At 59.3% G+C, this 14,895-nt stretch carries 7 protein-coding genes; 2 read left to right on the top strand and 5 right to left on the bottom strand.

The window, feature by feature from the left end:
* The first annotated feature begins 75 nt into the window (after nt 1-75).
* Complete coding sequence (locus BV034_RS18925) at nt 76-903, top strand: PEP-CTERM sorting domain-containing protein (RefSeq protein WP_050028558.1); 828 nt, start codon at nt 76-78, stop codon at nt 901-903.
* Nucleotides 904-1,688: 785 nt separating this feature from the next.
* On the opposite strand, the gene BV034_RS18930 is transcribed toward BV034_RS18925, so the two are convergent.
* From BV034_RS18930 to BV034_RS18950, 5 genes are all read right to left on the bottom strand, one after another.
* Nucleotides 1,689-5,237 carry a c-type cytochrome domain-containing protein gene (locus BV034_RS18930; protein WP_050028559.1) on the bottom strand — a complete coding sequence of 1,183 codons (3,549 nt, stop codon included), beginning with the start codon at nt 5,235-5,237 and terminating at the stop codon, nt 1,689-1,691.
* 178 nt (nt 5,238-5,415) lie between these two features.
* Nucleotides 5,416-8,235: a DUF1549 domain-containing protein gene (locus BV034_RS18935; RefSeq protein WP_050028560.1), complete on the bottom strand. Its 2,820-nt coding sequence runs from the start codon at nt 8,233-8,235 to the stop codon at nt 5,416-5,418.
* Between the two features lie 75 nt (nt 8,236-8,310).
* Nucleotides 8,311-10,743, bottom strand: a complete 2,433-nt coding sequence (locus BV034_RS18940; RefSeq protein ID WP_265593179.1) for a PPC domain-containing protein — start codon at nt 10,741-10,743, stop codon at nt 8,311-8,313.
* Between the two features lie 129 nt (nt 10,744-10,872).
* On the bottom strand, nt 10,873-12,222 hold the full coding sequence (locus tag BV034_RS18945; RefSeq protein ID WP_081887928.1) for a DUF1501 domain-containing protein: 1,350 nt from the start codon (nt 12,220-12,222) through the stop codon (nt 10,873-10,875).
* Nucleotides 12,223-12,483: 261 nt separating this feature from the next.
* Nucleotides 12,484-13,725 (bottom strand): hypothetical protein, encoded by a 1,242-nt coding sequence (locus tag BV034_RS18950; protein ID WP_265593180.1) that lies wholly within the window; start codon nt 13,723-13,725, stop codon nt 12,484-12,486.
* 270 nt (nt 13,726-13,995) lie between these two features.
* Between BV034_RS18950 and BV034_RS18955 the strand changes: the two genes are divergently transcribed.
* The gene (locus BV034_RS18955; protein ID WP_050028563.1) at nt 13,996-14,847 is read left to right on the top strand and encodes an NAD(+)/NADH kinase; all 852 of its coding nucleotides are present in this window, start codon (nt 13,996-13,998) and stop codon (nt 14,845-14,847) included.
* Nucleotides 14,848-14,895: the final 48 nt, after the last annotated feature.

Raw genomic sequence — 14,895 nt, forward strand, 5'->3', positions numbered from 1 at the left:
CCCAAAAATGATTTACGATGCGGCTCCCAGCTGTCATTTTTGTGGATCGCGAATTTTAGTTCCCGTTCGCCAGTCATGATCCGCCCTGCCAGCCGCATCTCCCCTTCCCTTCTGGCCCTCGGCTTGTGGTGCCTTTGTACCCTCAATGCCAGCGCTACGGTCTTTCTGATCGACCTCAATGAGAATGCCGGGTCCCCCCTCCCTTCGGGTCAGACGTGGAATACCTATGCGGCTCCCGCCAACATCACCGGCGCCACGATCTTAAATTCTACCGGGCAATCCAGTTCCGTCACCTTCAGCGTCACGGGGACTATCACGGACAATACTGCCAACTTTGGTACGGCCGTCTTTGATCCCAATCAGTCTGGAGTGGTCAACCTGCCGTCATGGGTGGTTTCGGCGGGTGCCAATGGAGCCGCTGGCGACAACTTCTTCACAAACAACTCCACAACCACAGCGGCATCCTACACGCTCACGTTTGGAGGCCTTACTGCAGGAGATATCGTATCCATCGATCTCCTCGCCTCTCGCAACAGCGGCAGCGCCCTCGGGTTCTTCGACTACTCACTTGATGGAGGTTCGACGTGGACAGGATTTCGCGTGTTGAATGCCGACGGGACAATAGCTACGACGAATGGGTGGGATACCAACACCACCAAGAGCCAAGAATTCGGCCTCCAGTCTCAAGGCTTTGTGCTGCACCGCTATCTGAATGCGGCTGATCTCACACTCACCGGATCCTCGCTCATGATCCGAACCACCGATGCCAATACCTCCACCAATACGTTTTCAGCCATCAATGCCATCCAGGTGACGGTCACCCCGGAGCCGACCACCGGAGCGCTGCTCATGATGGCCATGGCCTGCCTGGGTTGCCGCCGCCGCAGGACAGGCAAGGTGTGAGGTTCGAGGAAGTGCCCAAGTGGCTTGGGAGCCGCGGCAGCCAGACCGCCAAAACTCCTTCGGAGTAGCTCTGTATCCTCACCCACCCAACGTAGACTCGCTGGAAGCTCGTCAACGTTGGGTTTGAAGCCGTATCCCCTCTACGAGGAAGAGGTTCCATTGAATTGGTTCCTTGGCGCCCCCACAGCGCGGCGGTTGGTCTGTTCTGCCAAGGCTCCCGGGGCGAAACGCCGTCTGGCGATTTTTCAAAGTGAGCTGTGCCGGAGAAGCCAGGGGAGCGCACGCCATCTTGCGTACTGTTTTCGGCATCTTGCCGGAAACGTCGGTTAGCGGGTGGCCTCGCGACGTTGCAATATCAAACATTCGTGCGACATCGCATTCGAGCGACGTGGAGGTGTTGATGGCGTTGGGGAGAAGGCGGATGCTGTCGGCCTTCCCACCTGATCATCCTCCACGGAGGTACCCAGGGTTGACTCGCTTAAGGCTCGTCCAACCACTGGGCTGTGCTACAAATCCCTTTCAGGGATTAACTGCGGACTGAGGCAGAGCCGGTTCCTTTGGCGGCCACCCCGAGCGCATTTGGGGCGTCCCCCCAAGGGACCGACTCTGTCGAAGCTCTTCCTCGATGAGGATGCGGCCATAAGTCCAACGTGGCGAGCTTACAGCGAGCCCACGTTGGGAATGGGGTGTTGGAAGCTTCTACTGCCTTTCGCATCCAAGGGTCCTTTGGCAGGCACCAACTTCCAGTATGCGATGTATGAAACCGTGGAATACGACCTTCCCAGCTACTTCGGCAGCATGGCCAGATACTGCTCGGTCATCTGCTTCACTTTGTCGCGTTGGGTGGGCAACTGAGGTTCCAGCTTGGCTAGTTCCCCTTTGATTTCCACCACGGCTTTTTCTTTGTCGGCGATTTCCTTGGTGGAGTTCTCAATGGTTTTCTGGCCGTCGGCCTGCCGTTTCTTGGTGCCGTCCACTTCGATGTTGGCTTTGGAAACTTCCAGACGTTTGGCCTCCACCGTTTTCATGTCTGCGGCGATGCGCCCCCGCACCTCGGCAAGCTGCTTCTCCAGCGGATCCAGAGCGGTCTTGATTTGAGCGAGCGCGGTCTGCACAGGTTGCGACTTCGCTGCCAGTTCTTTGTCGGCTTCACCGGGCTCGGCCTGCTTCTCTGCCAAAGTCTTCTGTTGGGCAGCAATCTGGTTGTTCAAGTTCTGCTGTTGATTGCGCAAGGGCGCAGCGGCTTTGTCGGCAGCCTCAAACTCGCCTTTGGCTTGGGTGACCGCTTTCTCGAGCTTCTCGACCTGCGCACCTGATTGCTTGACTGCTGCCTGGCTTTCACCCAGCAGCTTCTTGATGGCATCCAGAGGCCCTGCGGCTGTTGCCACCTCGCCCTTCACCGCCTGCTGGGCTTGCTCCGCGGCTGCGAGTTGAGTGGTCGTTTCCGCTGCCTTCTTCTCGGCTGCCGCAGCGGCTGCCTTGGCATCGTCAAAGGCCTTCTGAGCGACTTCTTTTTGCTCAGCAGGCGCAGCAGCCAGTTCCTTCTCTTTGGTCCCCTGAGCCGCTTGTGCTCCGCTCAAGACCTTGCCAGCCTCTTCCTTCGCAGCCTTGGCTGATTGGACAGCTTTGTCTGCAGCGACCAGCCGATCATTGACCTTGGCCAGGGCGCCTTCCTTGTCTTTGACCTCTGCAGCACGCTTGGCTTCCGCACCGGCCGCCGCCTCGCGAGCAGCTTTGGCAGCATTGAATTCAGCCTCTACCTTTGCCAGGGCTTCCTTTTTGGCCTGAGCCGCTTTGCCAGGGGCATCCAGCTTGGCATTGACTTCGGTCCGTTGCTTGGCCAGCACGGCGATCTGGTTGTTGATGTCGGTCACCGCCTTCTGAGCGGCTGCCACCCGATTGGCCTTTTCCTGTTCCAAAGCTTTGAGCTCGGCTTCCTTCATCCCCTGCGCTTTCTTCTGCTCTTCCACTTGGGCAAGCAGCTGAGCTTCCTGGGCCTTGGCAGGCTCCACAAGCTTCTCCACACCAGGCAGCTCTCCGCTCACCTTCGCAAGCGCGGCTTCCACTTCAGGCAACGCGGCCGTGGCTTCAGCAATGGACTTCTTGCTCAGCTCGATGCGCTCGGCTGCTGCTACCTTGGCGGCTTCGCTGTCCTTGAGAGCCTCCTGGTAGCCCACGAAGTCGGCCTCCATCTTCTCCAGCTTTTCACGCTCTGCCAAAACGTTCACGTTGAACTGGGCGGCACGCAGCATGGAGGGAAGCTTCTGATACACGGCCAGCTGATCACGCAAGGCCTTCAGTTTTTCCTGAGTCCCAGCCAGAGCATTGCGGCTGTCTCCCAGTTGTTTCTCAACATCCGTGATGGATTTGGGCAGCGTTTCGAGGGCCTTCTTGGCATCCTCAAATGCCTTGAGTTTGGCGGGTTTGCCGGTGTTCAACGCAGCGACCTGATCTTGCGCCACTTTGACCGCATTTTCGAATTCAACCAGCGGCTGTGGTGCGTTGGCAGTTTCCTTCTTCACCCCCTCAAGCTTCCCGCTGGCCTCAGCGATCTTCTTGTCGAGCTCCGCCACCTGGAGTGCCTGCTCAGGGGCCGTCAGCTTTGCCTTCTCCCCATTGAGTTTGGCAAGCTGTCCCTCGATCTCTTTCTGCTGGGCGACCAGCTGCTCATGCTTCTTGATCAGGTCCGTCTGGGCCTGACGCTTGGACCGGGCGTCTGCAACGGCTTTCTCCAGAGTGGCCAGCGTGTTGGGCAGGTTCTTGATCTCGGCATCAAGCTGGTTGCGCTGGGCACCGGTGTCCTCCACCTGCTTCCGCAGGGCGGCAATCTGGGCTTCCTTCGCCTTCACCGCCTCTTCAGCCTGCTTCACCTCGCCTTCCACTCCGGGCACCTTGGAGACCAGCTCAGTGGCGTAGCGCTCGCTTTCCGCGATGCGCTGGGCGATGGGCGGAGGATTGCTGGAAAGCAGTCCTTTTTCCTCGAACTTGTCGGCACTCCAGAGGCGGACGTCGCCCTTCCAGTCACCTGACACCACCGTCTTGCTGTCGAACAAGCCAGCCACTTCCGTGACGATGTCGGCCTGCTTCTTTGACTCTCCCTTTTTGGTCCCGTTGATGTCCCAGACCTTGATCAAGCCATCGCGACCCGAGGAAATAAGGGCACCATCCGGAGCGAATGCCACGGCCAGGACTCCGCCTGCGTGAGCATCCCAGCTCTTCACGAGCTTGCCGTTCTCCATCTCATAGGTGTTGATCTTGCCGTCCTCGCCACTGGAGGCCAGAACGTTGGAGTCTGACCGCCAAGCCACACCTGTGCAGGCCGCCTTGTGTCCGTCGAGCTGGTAGAACTCACCCCCGGTGGCCGCCTCGGTCACCATCACGTTGCCATTGCGGTCACCACTGGCCAGAAGGATACCATCAGGGCTGAAGCCTACCGCGAGCACCCACTCGGTGTGCTTCTTGTTTACATAGAGTTCTTCACCCGTGGAGGTGTTGTACACCTTCACCTTCTTGGACGGGCTGCCGATCGCAATCATCGCCTGATTGGCACTGATGTCTGCGCTCATCACCGCATCAAACTCCTTGCCGGCTTCCGCCACCCGTTTGCCGCTCTTGACGTCCCAGACGACCGCATTGCCCATCTTGCCCCCACGTCCGCCGCCGGCGATGAGAAGCGCGCCGTTCTGGCTGAACTTCAAGGAGCGGATGTAGCCTTCCGGGTAAGGATAGACGCCGGCAAGCACCTGCGTGTTGGTGTCATAGACCAGTGCCTGCTTCAAACCACTGATGGCGACAAGCGGCGCCCAGGGATTGGCCGCCATCGCAGTGATGGCCGTGGTGCGCGGTGCAGTTGCCACGGGCTCCAGCAGTACGTTTTCCGGCATGGGCAACGGGCCTTCCGGCTTGCCAGCCTTGGCCACCACCATGGAGAGGTTGCTCTTCGGAGCGCCCTTTTTGGCGATGCTTGATGCAGTCTCCAGCACCCCGCCATTGACCCATTTGGTGAGCACTTCAATTTCTGCCGCGCTCAGAGGAGCACCTTCTGGCGGCATGAAAGGTTCAGCCGTCTTTTTGGTCGTGGAGATCAGCTTGCTCCCCTCGGCATCGCCAGGGTTCACCACCGGACCGCCACCACCACCCGTCATGGCCGCTGCAAAGCTGGTCAGATCCAGGTCGCCCTTCTTCTTGTCCGGGTTGTGGCAGGAGAAACACTTGTTCTCCAGAAGCGGACGCACGTGGTCATTGTAGGTGACCTTCTCCTGGGCGGCAGCCTGGGTCGCCAGTCCGCAGGCGGTGGCGAACGGAAGAAGGAAAAAAGTACGATGATGGGTCATGGCTTCGAATGGACGAACTGACAGGATCTTATAAATACGATGAATGGGTGGCAGAGCTATCTGGCCCCTCTCCTCCCACAGAGTCAGGATAGCGGCGGCGACATGCCCCACCCGCTTCCCGGACGCCCTCAAAAAGGAGACGTCCGGACGATAGCGAGGGCAAGCTCAGCCGACGGGGCTAGTGATTGAAGTAGAACTCCTTGGAATTGAGCAGCGCCCAGAAGAGGTCCTCCAGCACGACCTGACGAGGTTCGCCCGACTCCGCAATCTGCTTGAGTACGACTTCCGACTCTTTGGGCAAGGGTTCACGACCGAAGGTGCGCAGGTAGAGCTCCTGGATGATCTCCTGATCTGGCTTCTTCTCATTGACCAGCGTCGCTACCACCTTGCCGCGTTTGATGTTTTCATGAGCAGCATCGCCGTTCATGAAATGCAACGCCTGCGACAGCGTCGGGTCCATCTTCACTTCGCAAGAGCACACCGTCTCACGGCTGGCACGGCCAAAAGTCGTGAGGAAGTAATTCGAGACCGAGCCATCTGCGATTTGAACCGCACGGGCACCAAGGGGCAAACCTTGATACTTCGTGGGGGTGTTCGTCACGGAGGACACGGCGTCCGCCAGCACTTCGGCACGCATGCGGCGAACCAGAGCGTGGGCGAAGTTACGCTTGTCGCTTTCATTGCTCTCGTTGACCTGGGTGGCCCGCTGATAGGTCATGGAGTTGCAGATGTCACGAACAAGACGCTTGAAGTCGTAGTTGTACTCCGTGAGCTTTTTGCCCAGCGAGTCCAGCAACTCCGGGTTGGAAGCGGGGTTGCTGATCCGGACGTCGTCCACTGGATCGATGATCCCCACGCCGAAGAAGTGTGCCCAGGTGATGTTCGCCAGATTGCGGGCAAAGAACGGGTTCTCAGGGGAGGCCAGCCACTTGGCCAGCACCGCACGGCGGTCTTCACCCGGCTGCAGCGTGGGTTCATCACCACCCAGGAACTTCGGCTTCATCGCCGCCTTGGTCAGCGGATGGCGGGACTCCCCACCCTTGCTGTTGAACACGATCGTTTCCCGCGGATCATCCGTCGCCTTGCGACCGATCTGGGTGAAGAAGGCCATGAACCCGTAGTAGTCATTCATCGTCCAGCGGTCGAACGGATGGTTGTGACACTGGGCACACTGGATGCGCATCCCCATGAACACCTGCGCCACGTTCTCCGTCACCTTCAGCGTCTCACGCTCGATCTGGAAGTAGTTCGTCGGCGGGTTGTTGATGGTGCCGCCTTGGGAGGCGATCAACTCAGCCACGATCTCGTTCATTGGCACGTTCTTGCCAATGCGGTCCGCAAGCCAGTTGTAGTAGAGAAGGACGTTCTTGTAGTAAGCCCCCTGGTTGTTCTCCGTGCTGCGGATCTGCATCAGCTCAGACCACTTCATCACCCACATCTCAGTGAATTCTTTCCTCTGAAGAAGCTTCTCCACCAGCGCTTCACGTTTCTTCGGATTGGCATCCGCCACGAATTCGCTCACCTCTGGAGCACTGGGCAGAACGCCCACCACATCAAGCGATACACGGCGCAGGAATTCCTGGTCCGAGCAGATGCCGGAAGGAAGGATACGAAGCTTGTGCAGCTTTTCATTGACCAGGGTATCGATGTAGTTGGCCTCCACCAGTTTCGGCCGCTCATACTTCAATCCTTCGGGAATGACGATGAACTGGGACACCACGGAGTACACGTCAAAGCGGGCCAGAATAAACGACTCCCCACGATCATGGGAGGTCACGCGCCCCTCTTTGTCCACGCTCGCGCTCGGATCATTGTTGGACATGAAGACCACGAGGTTGGTCACGTCACGATCTGTGCCGTCAGAGTAAGTCGCACGCACGGAGACCTGCTGGGTCTCACCCTGCCCTTCCAGAACCGCCTGCTTCGGAAAGATCTCGATGCCGGTGACATGTGCCACTTCCGGGGCATCATTCGGCACGCCTTTGCTGATCCATTCTATCAGCGTCTTGTTCAGGTGGCTGTCCTTGTCAAAGCAGGCATTGCCGGAGTGCGGCACTTCGCCCAGCGCCTTCTCGATCAAGGTGCTGTCCTCGGGAATGGCGAGGTTGATGCGACGGCCGCTCATTTCTCGCGTGATGCGGTCATAATCTCCGGCCGGGTCAAAGCCAAAGAGGGAGAGACGGAAGCCATCCTTGCCACGAGCGGAGCCATGGCAGCCACCCGTATTGCAGCCCGCCTTCAAAAACACAGGCATCACATCGAGCCGGAAGGACACTTCACGGTCCTTGGCACCATTTGCAACTTTCACCGCAGCGGTCGCCGTCTTGCCATTGAACGTGGCGGACAGTTCCGTGGCACCATCCTGGCCGGGCTTCAGGTGCACGCCATTGATCGAGGCCACTTGGGCGTTGGCAACTTTAAGCTCGGAAAGCTCGGTGACATCCTTCGTGGTCCCGTCATTGAACCTGGCGAACACCAGCACACGCTGGCTGTCGCGCTGGGTTTCCAGCGACAGGGTTCCGGGGAGAATTTCGATGCTCTCCAGCTTGTTGAGTTTTTCCTTCAACCGGGCAAGGGCCTTCAGCTCTTCCTCAGTCTTGTGTTTGATCACCAGTCCTTGGGGCCACTTGGCACCTTCAGCGATCCAGCGTTTCATCACGTCCGCCTGTTCAGCAGTGAGCGGATCGCCCTTGGGAGGCATAATGTCATCGTGATCGTGAGGCAGCACCACACGGCTGTAAACCGGGCTCTTTTCTGGAGCACCAGGCACCACTGCCGCACCGCCTTCGCCCCCCTTCAGCAGGCCTTCCCCCGAGTCCATGAGCAGCTTGCCCTTGGACTTCGACGGGTTGTGACACTCGACGCACTTGGATTCAAGCAGCGGCTGAATGTCCCGCACGAAATCCACCGGTCCGGACTGCTCCGCCCGGGCCAGTCCCGTCGCGAAACACAATCCGATGCCCAGAAGGGCCTTGGAGGTGAGAGATGAAGTCTTCATGGTGGGAAACACTGTCGTGGGGTCTTGAGTGTGAGTCGTTGGGAGAGGGACTGGATCGGGAGCGCGAAGTGAGAACTACTTGGAGGCTTCCTGGCGAAGCTGTTCCAAACGGCTGAGCTGTTTCTTCGGTGCGTCAGTTGCAGCCGGGGCGGCGGGCTTGGCGGCAGCCACCTGAGCGGCCGGTTGTGCCGGAGCCGCCGGCGCTTTCCGCGGAGCATCCACACGGAGGGTGGTGCCACCCGCGATGCGGTGCACCGCCACGCCGCCCTGCACCGGCACTTCCACCTGGCAGAAGAGGTTGGCATGCTTGCCCACCGGTGACTTGTCCGTGGTCTTGATCTTGAAGCTCAGTTCCTTGGCGTCCTTGTTGAACTTCAGGGTTTCCACCTCAACGGAATCCGGGATCCCATAAATCTTCGCGGAAGCTTCCCCGTTGAAAGGTTGTGCCATCTCCAGCTTACAGACGAACTCGCCATCTTTCCCCTGCTCCACGGCTGTAAGCTGCATGCTGCCGGACAGGTAAGCAGGCACCACGGTCACTTCGCAGAAGGGCGAGGCTGCATAGATCGTCCCGTTGCCGCCTTCGGCTTCACCCAGCACCGTCAGGTTGTAAACTCCAGGCGACACGTTGCCGGTGGAATCAAGTGTGAAGGTCGCCTCATCCTGGCCTTCCGGGATATCAATTTCACCCTGCGAGTTCATGCCGTTGGGACGCCACATCATCAGCACCCGAATCGCCGCCTTGAATCCCTCTTTCCGCTTGGCCACCACCTTGAGGGGCAGGATGCCATTGGGAACGAGAGGTGTCGCCGGCTTGATCAGTTCGAGGGTATAAGGCACCTCTTCCACCACGGCCACCGGGAGCTGGTCCACCTGCTCCGTGTAGTAGATGGTGTTGCCGCTGCGCACCATGTCGAACTCCTGGGCCATTCTGCCTTCCACCTTCTGGGCCGGATCCGTCGGTTTGAGAGTAACGGGCACGGCCGCACCACCGAGCGGAGCATCTGCCGTCGCCTCAAAGAGCAGCGGAATGCTGGTCTGGTTGCCCGGCATGCTGGTGGACACCATCTTCACCCCAGGGGGCAGATTCGGTGCTTCAAAGGTCATGTCACCCGAAGCATTGTTACGAGTCACGTTCACCATCGTCGCATAGCGGTTGCCACGAGGCACGGCGATAAACTGGCGCTTGTGGCTGTCGTTCACCCCGAAGTTCGGCGAAGCGAAGGTCACCAACGGCACAGAAGCCACGGCTTCCACCCGATACACATACGTCGGACCACCACGCTGCAAGTGATCACGAATGATCACGCAATAGGCACCGTCCGCCGGAGCTGTCACTGCCAGTTTGCAATCCAGACGGCGCTTCGTGCCACCATCATCCGCGGCACCAATCTGGGCTCCCTTTTCATTGGTCAGCACCATTACCGGATCCAGGGGAGAGCCGAGTGACTGGGCATAGGCGAAGAAGTCCACCTTCATCCCCTTCTTCAGATTCACCCAGAACCGATCCTCGTCACCAGGCTTCTCGATGATGCCGTTCAGCGCACACGGAGCCTCAAGGTTGGTGCGATTCGCCTCTTTGTCATTTGGCTCCACTTCCAGGTAGCTGTCAAAAGGGCTGACACGCATGATGTTGCCGGAGGGAGCCGGGTCATCTTTGAGATACACCATGTGTTTGTCTGACGTCTCGGCAGGCAGAGTGACGTCCTCCTCGGTGACATCGCCATTGGCTTCGATGAACTTCACCTTCTGCGTGCTGCCAGCCTTGCCACCGGAGGGATAGCAGACCTCAGGACGACGGAAGCTGCCAACGTGCAACCGGTAGCGGGACTCGCTATTGCCACGGTAGGAAGATTCCCGGACCTGGATGGTGTAGTTTCCGTCATCCGGGGCGACAAAAGTCAGGTGACCGTCCTGGCGGTGAAGCACGGTGTCATCCGACACGGCCACCTCGAAACGGTCGCTGTTCATCAGGGCGATATAGGGGTCAAAGGTGATATACCCCAGACGCATGCCCTCGATCTCCAGGCTGATACGCTGCCCCTTTTTGGCGGCGATGCGGTAGTAGTCCACATCCTCACTGTTGGCCACGCCTTCGACTGTCTGGTTCAAGGCGATTTCCTGAGGAGCCTCGAAGTCGTTGTTCGGCTCCTTCTCCTGCACACTGGCGAACGGCCCCACCATGACCTGCCTCATGAAGGACAAGCCAGAGCGCGTCCGCACCCGGACAAAATGGTTGCCCAACGGCACATCGGGAGCCACCGAAATGACGGTCTCGACCGCACCATTTTCCACTTTGCCCACTGACTTCAGAGCGAAGCCTGGAGAATAGAAAATGAGACCGTCGAAATCAGCCAGACGGGTGCCCCGAATGGTCAAGGTCGTCTCCACTCCACGCTGCACCCCGGTGGGAGAAGTGCCAGTGAATGTGGGCAGCGCGGCCACAACGGCCGGGGCGGTGGTGGCCAGCACCAGTGCCGCCCCCACAAGGCGAAGAGAGTTTTTCATGGTCAACATCGGTCTCAAAGAAGTCTTTACGCCTGCTCCTTTGGGAGAGGCGTGGGCTCGGATATCAGAAAGGCGGTGAAGCAGACACTTCACCGCCTTCGCTTACGACAGTTCTGGCGGTGAATTCTGTTAGGCGAGAATGCCTTCGATCACCTCGCCACCGTTTACGATGTCGATGGGGCGGCCGCCGTCGGCCATCAGGCGCTTCTCGGCGTTGATGCCCATCAGGCGATACATCGTCTTGGCCAGGCTTTCAGGGGAAACGGGATCAGCGTCAGGCTCACCACCGAGGGCGTCAGAGGAGCCGTACACCATGCCGCGCTTCACACCACCACCAGCCAGCGCCACACTGAAGACGCGTGGATAGTGGTCACGACCGTTGGTGCTGTTGATCTTCGGCGTACGGCCGAATTCGGAGCTGACCATCACCAAGGTGCGGTCCAGCATGCCGCGGTCATCCAAGTCCTGGATCAGGCGGGCGTAGGCGACATCGAAGTTTGGCGCGTTGTTCTTGAAGCCGTTCTTGATGTCACTGTGGTGATCCCAGCCACCGTAGGTCACGGTCACAAGGCGGACACCGGATTCCACCAAGCGACGCGCCAGGAGAAGGCGCTGACCAGCCTGATTGCGGCCATATTCATCACGAAGTTTGGGAGTCTCGGCGTTCAGATCGAAAGCTTCGCGAGCCTTCTGGGAGCTCACTAGGCCGTAGGCAGCCTGGTAGAAGCTGTCCATGGCGGTCAGTGCATCCGATTTCTCGAGTGAGCTGAAGTGGGCGTCCACGGCATCAAGGAGACCGCGACGGCGGTTGAAGCGCTGCTCAGTGACGTCTTTCGGCAAAGCAAGGTCACGCACCGCAAAGTTGCTCTGGGCGGGGTCGCTGCCAAGGCTGAAAGGACCGTAGGCCGTGCTCAGGTAGCCCGTGCCCATGGATTCACCACCGGCAACGCCACCAAAAGCCTGCGGCACGCAGACATAGGGAGGAAGGCTGTTCTTCACCCCAAGCTCGTGAGAAACCACGCTGCCGAAGCTCGGAAACTTGATGGCGGGGCTGGGGCGATACCCCGTGAACATGTTGTGAGTGCCACGCTCATGCGCGGCCTCGCCATGCGTCATGGAGCGGATGATCGTCAACTTGTCCGCAATCGCAGCCGTCTTGGCAAAGTGTTCGCCAAAATACACCCCTGGGAGATTGGTCTTCACCGGAGTCAAGGGACCGCGGTAGTCAGCCGAAGCGAAGGGCTTCGGATCCCAGCTCTCCTGGTGGGCAATGCCGCCGGGGAGATAAATGTGAATCACCGCATCCGCCTTGGCATCAACTTTCGCCACATCAGGGATGGTCATTCCTGCTTCCAGACGAAGGAGGTTCGGCAGGCTCAGGCCCAGACCACCGGCGAGACCTGCATAGAGAAATTCGCGACGGCTTTGTCCCACTCTCAGGTCGAGGTGGTTGCCCTGGCAAAGAGAATGCATTTTCATGGCGGCAAGGAGGGGATGAAGGACGAGTTGGTTGCTGGGGTGGTGAACTGCGGGTGCCACAATTACCACTGCTGCAAATTACGGTGCCTGTGCCGGATTCTTACAGGAGGAGAAAAATTGCTGAATAAATTTTGTCCAAATCGACCGCCAAGACATGTTGGCTCTCTCGGACTTTTCTCAGCAGGCACGCGGAACGGAGCCGCCCCCCCGGGGGAATGGCGCTACGCAACCTCCTCTAAATAAAGGGGATACTGGCCAGAATCAGTAGCCGCGGGCGATCCACCCTTCCGTCACTACCTCATCGATCCAAACTTGGTTGACGCTATCACTTTCCTCTGGCGACGGATAGCGGAGCTTTACGATCATCGGAGTCGATTCACCAAAGTTCTTCTTGGTGAGGTACTCCAACGTCCTCCCTACGGTCGAGGTGCGCACGCAATAGCCGTAGAGCTCTGGAGCTCCTTTCTCTGCTGGATTCACCAGCTTGAGACAGAGCATGCGCTGCGAGTCTGGGAAGTTGTAGTTGTAATGCTCCGCCGGGACCGCCTCCAGCCGGAAGAACACAGGCCTCGTGGGCTTTTCCGCCATGAACATGGCCCAGTCCATCTCGCTGTAGAGAGCATAGCTGCCCCAGTCCACCACGTAGGGAGCCCCAGGCTCTGGGCGGACCGCCATCGCATTGCGCCGGTTTCCCGCGGCATCTACAACGGCAAACAGGTAGGTATGAGTTCCCTGTGGCTCGGCTTCCACGAGCTCCACCCGGGAGAAGGCCACGGGGCCATCGGCTTGCCGTGAGTAGTAATCCTTCAGACTCTTCTCCAACACGGAAGCGTCCCGCATAAACTTTTTGCGCTCTTCAAGGTTTTTGGCGGCCAGAAAGGACTTCACCGCCGTCATCGCCTCCTCCTGCTCACGGTTCCAAGCAGAGGCTTTTACTGGCGCAGCAGCTTCCAAGCCCTCCTTGCGTTCCGCTTCGCTCGCCGTGGAGGCCGGAGCGTTGGGGATCAACTGCTCCTTCATGTAGGTGGCATGAAAAACTTCCCATCCACGAGCCACTTCATCCCACCAGTTTTGCGTCTTCCCCAGCACGGCGATCGCCAGGAGAAAGAGCACGATTCCAAGCCCCCAGATCAGTGAGCGGGCACTGGATTTCACCTCTGGATCATGTTCAAGTCGGTTCCGCAAATCGCCCTCCAACGGCCTGGGCATGACCGGGGGGAGGTCAGCAGCAGGCACCAGCACGGGTGCCGTCGCGGGCTTGGGCGCAGCCGGGACCACGGCCGCCACCACCGGCACTGCGGCAGGTGTGGCGGGCGGCGGCGGCGCCGCCACAGGTTTGACAGAGGCGGCCACGGCGACGCTGCGGGCGGGCTGGGATGCGACGACCGGTCGCGACGAGGCTTTCGCCATCACGGCCACATCCCCCCCCTCACCCATCTCCGTGATGTTGGTCAGCAACGCCTTGTGCTTCACCCGGGAGGTCTTGGTGGTGAACTGCAGCATGATCATCCGCCCGCACGACGGACACTCTCTGGAGCGCGTCACGTTGGTGACGTTCACTTCCACAGCACACTCACAGTGGGGGCAATCCAGACGGGCCAGGGGCATGATGACGATTTATTTTTTTGCAGGGGCCTGAAACTAGCCTTCGCCGCGAGCGGACGCAAGACTGCAACGCTGCCGATGCTGGCAAATACCAAAGCACATCCCCGCCCGCGAAGTCCCGCACGTTTTGTGCTTGGCCTTTGCCACACTTCATCCCATCTTGCCGCCATGCCCCGCCGCATTGCCCTCTTTGGAGGCAGCTTCAATCCACCTGGCCTGCATCATCGTCGAATCGCTGCTCTGCTTTCAGAGAGGTTCGATGAGGTCAAAGTGGTCCCCTGCGGTCCCCGCCCCGACAAGCCCGAGGTGGGCAGCGTTCCTTCAGTTTTTCGCGCCGCCCTTTGCGATCTCACGTTCGGAGATCTGGAAAAGGTCGTGATCGATCTTTTTGACCTGGAGCAAGACACTTTCACCCGGAATGCCGCTCTTGAAACGAAGTACGCCTCAGAAGGCGAAATCTGGCATGTGGTGGGAGCCGACTGGCTCACTGGCGGATCGCTGGGCCAATCACTCATTCACACCGGATGGGAGCGGGGTCCCGAACTTTGGCAGCAGAGCCGATTCGCCGTCCTGACGCGCCCCGGCCACATCCTGAACCAAGGCGACCTTCCTCCGAACGCGGAGATCTTCCCCATCCAGCTGGACGACTCCAGCACCGAGATTCGCGACCTCTTGCTCCATGGCGAGAGTGTGGCCCACCTGCTCACCGCCCCTGCCCTCCGCTACATCGAGCGCTACGGACTCTACCGGGGCACCAATCCTGCCACCTGGTCCCGCGGCACCTTGGAAGATCTTCGCTGTCTGGTGCTCGCAGATCCCTCCAATCCCAAGTGTCAGGAGTGGGAACCCGAGCTGCGCCCTCACGAAGACCTCCGGAATCCGGGATTCATTGTCACTCTGGGGGGAGATGGGGCCATGCTGCGCACCATCCGGGAACACTGGCGTCGGCGTCTGCCCTTTTTTGGCATCAATGCGGGCCACCTTGGCTTTCTGCTCAATGACCCCCGATCAAGTCTTTGAGGAACGCACCTTCCCACCCAAGGACGTGATTTTCCGGCAACTGCCCCT

Origin of the sequence: Verrucomicrobium sp. BvORR034 (assembly GCF_000739635.1) — a bacterium.
GTDB lineage: Bacteria > Verrucomicrobiota > Verrucomicrobiia > Verrucomicrobiales > Verrucomicrobiaceae > Verrucomicrobium.